The following is a 6,288-nucleotide window of genomic DNA, read 5'->3' as shown; positions in this document are numbered from 1 at the left end:
TCTGACGAACCTGGTGCGGCGGGCCGAGGCGCTGGGCGGGTCGAGCGGCGTCGGCCCCGGGCTCGGGGAGGACGGGCGCGGTACGGCGGTGGTGTGGGAGGCGCCGCTACCGAACGGGGGCGCCTGACGGCGCCGCACGCCGGACTCCGTTGTGCGCTTGCTGTCTGCCGTCTGCTGTCTGCCGTCTGCCGTCTGCCGTCTGCTGTCTGCCGTCTGCTGTCTGCCGTCTGCTGTCTGCCGTCTGCCGTCTGCTGTCTGCCGTCTGCCTTCCGCCGTCTGCCGTGCGCGTGACGCCGCCGTGCGTCTGCCGTCTGCGGTGCGCCTGGCGGCGGCCGTGCGCCTGCGTCTCCGCACGCCTGACGGCGCCGTGTGCCTAAGTCGCTGTGCGTCTGACGGCGGCCGTGCGCCGTGCCCGCTCTGTGCCTGACGCCGCTACATGCCTAACGTCGCTGTGCGCTTGACGCCGTTGTGCGTCTGACCGCGGCCGCGCGTCTGACGGCGCCGTATGCCGGACCCTGTTGTGCGCCTGACGGCGACCGTACGCCTGCGTCTGCCGCACGCTTGACGCCGCCGTATGCCTAACGCCGCTCTGCGCTAGGGCGGCTGTGCGCCTCGCCGCTGTGCGCCTGCGTCTGCCGTACGCCCGACGCTGCCTTCCGTCCGGCGGCGGCACCGCGTCTGCCGCGTTCGTGACGGCTCGTCGCCGGGTGAGGGTGATGCCCGGCTGGCCGGTGTGGGGCGCTGGTTGTCGCTCGCCCGGCCCAACGCCTCACCTAAGCGGGCCAACTAACGCGCCGTCGGAGTGCGGGGCGTGGTGGCCGACGGTGGGATGAGCCTCGCGGGCCGTTCGGACCTTCGTACCCCATCGCACTCCGCGACAGATGTTGGCCCGACCGCGGGGAAGGAAGTCATGACGTGAGCAGTCAGAGTCCCACTCCCAAGCGATCCCGGACGCGCCGTCGGGTCCTCTTCGCCACCCTTGCTGCGGCGAGCCTCACCGGCCAGGTGCTGACCATGTCACCCGCCGCTCAGGCGGACGACACGCTGGGGGGCGGCCGGCCCAAGCCGCCGCGGCCGCCGTCCATCATCCACGGGGTCCAGGAGTTCACCACGGACGGCACCTTCACGCCTCCCGCGGGCGTCACCTCGGTGCACATCCAGGCGTGGGGAGCGGGCGGCGGTGGCGGCGGCGGTGGTGGCGGCGCCAGCGCCACGCTGACCGGTCCCGGCGGCACCGGCGGTGGCGGTGGCTCCGGCGGCTTCACCTGGTGCGTCATCCCGGTGACGCCCTTCGCCACCTACACGGTGGACCTGGGCACCGGTGGCGGCGCCGGTACCTCCGGTCCCGGCGGCACCGGCACCAGCGGTGCCGGCGGCGCCGGTGGCACTGGTGGCAACGGTGGCGCGACGACCCTGGTCTCCACCAGCGGCACCCAGCTCATCGCCGGTGGCGGCACGGGCGGCGCGGGCGGTGCCGGTGGTTCGGCCGCTCCGGGCATTCCGGGCAACGGAGGCACCGGCGGCACCGGCGCCTGCAACAGCTTGTCCACGGTGAACCGCACCGGTGAGAACGGGGCGTCCGGTGCCGACGGCGGCGCGGGCGGCGACGCGGTCGACGGCATCGTCGAGCTGCCCCCGACGAACACCAGCGCGGGTGGCGACGGCGGCGTCGGCGGCCCCGGTGGCAACACCCCGGGCAGCGCGGGCGCCCCCGGTACCGCCGGCGGCAACGGCTACCTGGTCTTCTTCTGGTAAACGCGGTCGTGCGAACCGTAAACGCGGTCGTGCGAACCGTAAACGCGGTCGTGCGAACCGTAAACGCGGTCGTGCGAACCGTAAACGCGGTCGTGCGAACCGTAAACGCGGTCGTGCGAACCGTAAACGCGGTCGTGCGAACCGTAAACGCGGTCGTGCGAACCGTAAACGCGGTCGTGCGAACCGTAAACGCGGTCGTGCGAACCGTAAACGCGGTCGTGCGAACCGTAAACGCGGTCGTGCGAACCGTAAACGCGGTCGTGCGAACCGTAAACGCGGTCGTGCGAACCGTAAACGCGGTCGTGCGAACCGTAAACGCGGTCGTGCGAACCGTAAACGCGGTCGTGCGAACCGTAAACGCGGTCGTGCGAACCGTAAACGCGGTCGTGCGAACCGTAAACGCGGTCGTGCGAACCGTAAACGCGGTCGTGCGAACCGTAAACGCGGTCGTGCGAACCGTAAACGCGGTCGTGCGAACCGTAAACGCGGTCGTGCGAACCGTAAACGCGGTCGTGCGAACCGTAAACGCGGTCGTGCGAACCGTAAACGCGGTCGTGCGAACCGTAAACGCGGTCGTGCGAACCGTAAACGCGGTCGTGCGAACCGTAAACGCGGTCGTGCGAACCGTAAACGCGGTCGTGCGAACCGTAAACGCGGTCGTGCGAACCGTAAACGCGGTCGTGCGAACCGTAAACGCGGTCGTGCGAACCGCCGCCCCCGGCCCCACGGCCGGGGGCGGGCGGTCGCGTGCGCTTCAGTCCGCCAGGATCCGCTCGACGATCCGCTCGATGACGGCGGCGACGCCGTCCTCGGTGTTGGCGCCGGTGCGGTGGGTGGTCGCGGCGAGCACATCCGGATGGGCGTTGGCCATCGCGTACGAGGTGCCCGCCCACATCAGCATCTCCAGGTCATTGGGCATATCGCCGAACGCCACGACCTCCGTGGCGGAGATCCCGCGCTCGGCACAGCACCGGGCCAGCGTGCTGGCCTTGCTGACCCCGAGCCCGCTGACCTCCAGCAGGGCGGACGGGCTGGAGCGGGTGAAGTCGCCATAGTCCCCGGCCACCGAGCGGGCCAGTTGGAGAAAGGCGTCGGGCACCAGCTCGGGGTGGTGGGCGAGCAGCTTGAGGACCGGCGAGTCGGCGTGCGCGAATCCGTCGTGGAGCAGCTTCTCGGCGGGGGCGACGATCGCGCCCGGGTCGAGGTTGAACGGCGGGTACTCGGGTTCGTAGAAGATCCCGCCGCTGCGCTCGACCGCGAAGGACGTGCCGGGGGCCGCCTCGCGCAGCGTTTCCACGACGGCGAGGGCCTGGTCGGCGGCGAGCGGGCGGACCTCGATCGGCAGCCCGCCCTGGTGCAGATCGACCACGGCGGCGCCGTTGGCGCAGATCGCCAGGCCATGGCCGTGCACATGGGCGCTGACGACGTCCATCCAGCGGGCCGGGCGGCCGGTGACGAAGAACACCTCGATGCCCGCCCGCTCGGCCGCCGCGAGCGCCGCCACGGTGCGGTCGGAGACCGTCTTGTCGTCCCGCAGCAGGGTGCCGTCGAGGTCGGTGGCGATCAGTCGGGGCCGGGCCGGGGCGGGGCGGGAAGGCTCTGGGGCCGGGGTGTTCGGCCGCTCGGTCGCAGGAGTCACGGCAACCATCCTCCCGCATATGCCGCTCGGTGGTGCCGGGGCTGTGCTCGGATGGGTCCTCGGGCGCCGTCCCGGGCGTCCAGTGGCGCCGTCCCGGGCGTTCCTGGGCCCCGCCGCTACGACGTTGATCTCGGTGCGGCGCTGATCTCGGTGCGGCGCGCTCATCTCCGTGCGGCGCGCTGATCTCCGTACGGCGCCGATCTCGGTACGGCGTTGTCATACCCGCCGCTTAGGCTCGCCCTATGCGAGTGAGCACCGTGATCCTGCCCGTCCACCGCTGGTCCGAGCGAGGCCGGGAGATATGGCAGCGCGCCGAGGAGCTGGGTTTCCACGCGGCGTACACCTATGACCACCTGTCCTGGCGCAGCTTTCGCGACGGTCCCTGGTTCGGGGCGGTCCCCACGCTGACGGCGGCCGCGGCGGCGACCTCCCGGCTGCGGCTGGGCACCCTGGTCACCTCCCCGAACTTCCGGCATCCGGTGACGCTGGCCAAGGAGCTGATCACGCTGGACGACGTGTCCGGCGGGCGGATCACCCTCGGCATCGGCGCGGGCGGCTCCGGCTTCGACGCGACGGCGCTGCTGCGGGGCGACGAGGAGCCGTGGTCGCCCCGGGAGCGGGCGGACCGCTTCGGCGAGTTCGTCGAGCTGCTCGACCGGCTGCTGACCCACGATGTGGTCACGCACGAGGGCACCCACTACAGCGCCCACGAGGTGCGCAACATCCCCGGCTGTGTGCAGCGGCCGCGGCTGCCGTTCGCGGTGGCCGCCACCGGGCCGCGCGGGCTGCGGCTCGCGGCGCGATACGGCCAGGCGTGGGTGACCACGGGCGACCCGAAGATCGCCGAGACGGGCACCCCGGCCGATTCGGTGGCCGCCATCGCCGGTCAGATCGAGCGGCTGGGCCAGGCGTGCGCGGAGGCCGGACGGGACACCGGCGACCTCGGCAAGATCCTGCTCACCGGGTTCACCCCGGAGGCCACCGGGCCGCTGAGCTCGGTGGACGCCTTCGTGGACTTCGCCGGGCGCCATGCCGAGCTGGGCATCGACGAGATCGTGCTGCACTGGCCGATCCCCGACTCGATCTTCGCGGCCGACCTCGGGACCTTCGAGAAGATCGCCACGGAGGGCGCGGCACAGATAGCCGGATAACGGGCGGCACGGAGCGCCGGGTAACGGGTGGCACGGGAGCGCCGGATAGCGGGCGGCGCGGGTAGCCGGATAGCGGGCGCGGCACGGATCGCCGGATAACTGAATAAAGGCACGACGCAGATCGCCCTATAAGCGGCAGAATCGGGTATAGAGCCTTTGGCGTCGCGTCACTCGGGAGGCATCCCATGCCGCATACCCGCTATGCCCCGGACCGGGGGCTGACCACTCGCATGGTCACGACGATGTTCTTCATCGGGCTGCTCTATGTGGTCTTCATCGGTGTGCTGCTCGCCGTTTTCAAGGGCGCCTGGCCCCTGATCGTGATCATCGCGGGAGGGCTGTTCGTGGCGCAGTTCTGGTTCAGCGACCGGATCGCGGCGTTCAGCATGGGCGCCCGGGAGGTCACCCCGCAGCAGGCCCCCGAGCTGCACGGTGCGGTGGACCGGCTGTGCGCCCTCGCGGACATGCCCAAGCCCCGCGTGGCCATCGCCGACACCGATGTACCGAATGCCTTCGCCACCGGCCGCAATCAGCGCAACGCGCTGGTGTGCGCCACCACGGGGCTGCTCCGGCGGCTGGAGCCGGAGGAGCTGGAGGGCGTGCTGGCCCATGAGCTGTCGCATGTGGCACACCGCGATGTGGCGGTCATGACCATCGCCTCCTTCCTCGGCGTCCTGGCGGGCATCATGACCCGCGCGGCGCTGTGGGGCGGTCTCAGCCGGGGCAGCCGTAACAACAACGTGGGCATCGCGGTGCTGCTCATCCCCCTGATCAGCGCCGTGGTCTATGCGATCAGCTTTCTGCTGACCCGGCTGCTGTCCCGCTATCGCGAGCTGTCCGCCGACCGCGCCGGCGCGCTGCTGACCGGGCGCCCCTCGGCGCTCGCCGCCGCGCTGACCAAGGTGACGGGGCAGATGGCCCGGATCCCGACCCAGGATCTGCGCAAGGTCGAGCCGTTCAACGCCTTCTTCTTCGCGCCCGCGCTCTCCGGGGAGAGCGTCAGCCGGCTGTTCTCCTCGCATCCGACGCTGGAGCGGCGGCTCGACCAGCTCGCCCGCATCTCCACCCAGCTCGGCCAGGCGGGAAGGGACTGAGCGTGAGGATCTTGGACGCCATTCTGGGCCGCAGCAAGCCGGTACGTCCCGACCTCGACCGGCTCTTCGGGCTCCCGGGGGCCGCGGTCAGCCTGGAGGCGGGGGCGGGGTTCACCGCGACCGGGCGGGGCTCGGTCTGTTTCGCGAGTGTGGAGGGCGGCGCCTTCTCCCAGGTTCAGCGGGATGTGCGGGACCTGCTGGACGCGGACGCAGAAGCGGCCACAGACGCGGACGCGGACGCAGGCCGGGGCGGGGTGCCCGTGGAGTTCAGCCAGGACGCGTACGGCTACACCTGGCTGCTGGCCCGGCAGCCGCCGGACGATGTGCCCTCCCTGGTGAACGATCTGCACGCGGTCAATTCGCTGCTCCAGGACGGCGGGTTCGGCCCTCAGTTGCTGTGCTCGCTGATCGGCTTCCAGGACCCGGCGGGCCGTTCGCTCGCGCTGGTGTATCTCTACAAGCGCGGCACCTTCTACCCCTTCGCGCCGCTGCCCGGCGCCACCGAGAAGCGGGACAACGCGCTGGAACTCCAGGTGCGGGCGCTGCTCGGGGACGATCTGCGGATCGAGGAGGATCTGAGCCGCTGGTTCCCGGTCTGGGGCGCCCCGGGTCTCTAGGGTCTGTGATCCGTCCCAACTCCCCCCGGGCG

Annotated in this window: 6 protein-coding genes; 4 read left to right on the top strand and 2 right to left on the bottom strand. The window is 71.3% G+C overall.

The genetic code is table 11. From position 1 onward, the window contains the following. Positions 1-915: 915 nt before the first annotated feature. Complete coding sequence (locus KN815_RS51585) at positions 916-1,755, top strand: hypothetical protein (RefSeq protein ID WP_216343839.1); 840 nt, start codon at positions 916-918, stop codon at positions 1,753-1,755. Here the strand turns inward: KN815_RS51585 and KN815_RS52270 are convergent. Both KN815_RS52270 and KN815_RS23040 read right to left on the bottom strand, forming a co-directional pair. Further along, positions 1,734-2,513, bottom strand: coding sequence for a DUF4744 domain-containing protein (locus KN815_RS52270; protein WP_372458442.1), 780 nt, complete (start codon positions 2,511-2,513; stop codon positions 1,734-1,736). The genes KN815_RS51585 and KN815_RS52270 overlap by 22 nt on opposite strands. Beyond that, a complete protein-coding gene (locus tag KN815_RS23040) occupies positions 2,510-3,403 on the bottom strand; it encodes an HAD family hydrolase (RefSeq protein WP_372458441.1) in 894 nt (297 codons plus the stop codon). The genes KN815_RS52270 and KN815_RS23040 overlap by 4 nt, the downstream gene beginning before the upstream one ends. A gap of 233 nt (positions 3,404-3,636) precedes the next feature. On the opposite strand from KN815_RS23040, the gene KN815_RS23035 reads away from it, so the two are divergent. The 3 genes from KN815_RS23035 (at position 3,637) to pspAB (ending at position 6,256) form a co-directional block, all read left to right on the top strand. Continuing rightward, the gene (locus KN815_RS23035) at positions 3,637-4,545 is read left to right on the top strand and encodes an LLM class flavin-dependent oxidoreductase (protein WP_216343837.1); all 909 of its coding nucleotides are present in this window, start codon (positions 3,637-3,639) and stop codon (positions 4,543-4,545) included. Between the two features lie 185 nt (positions 4,546-4,730). Then, positions 4,731-5,639 carry a zinc metalloprotease HtpX gene (gene htpX, locus KN815_RS23030; RefSeq protein ID WP_216343836.1) on the top strand — a complete coding sequence of 303 codons (909 nt, stop codon included), beginning with the start codon at positions 4,731-4,733 and terminating at the stop codon, positions 5,637-5,639. Positions 5,640-5,641: 2 nt separating this feature from the next. Then, positions 5,642-6,256 (top strand): PspA-associated protein PspAB, encoded by a 615-nt coding sequence (gene pspAB / locus KN815_RS23025; RefSeq protein ID WP_216343835.1) that lies wholly within the window; start codon positions 5,642-5,644, stop codon positions 6,254-6,256. Positions 6,257-6,288: the final 32 nt, after the last annotated feature.

The sequence above is a fragment of the Streptomyces niphimycinicus genome, from assembly GCF_018883605.1.
In the GTDB taxonomy this organism is placed as follows: domain Bacteria; phylum Actinomycetota; class Actinomycetes; order Streptomycetales; family Streptomycetaceae; genus Streptomyces; species Streptomyces niphimycinicus.
This window is presented reverse-complemented; position numbering and strand designations above follow the sequence as displayed.

What these genes read in the sequence shown, in the direction of transcription:
- KN815_RS23040 (WP_372458441.1), bottom strand. Translation starts at nt 3,403, where the DNA reads ATGGTTGCCGTGACTCCTGCGACCGAGCGGCCGAACACCCCGGCCCCA.
- KN815_RS23035 (WP_216343837.1), top strand. Translation starts at nt 3,637, where the DNA reads ATGCGAGTGAGCACCGTGATCCTGCCCGTCCACCGCTGGTCCGAGCGA.
- htpX (WP_216343836.1), top strand. Translation starts at nt 4,731, where the DNA reads ATGCCGCATACCCGCTATGCCCCGGACCGGGGGCTGACCACTCGCATG.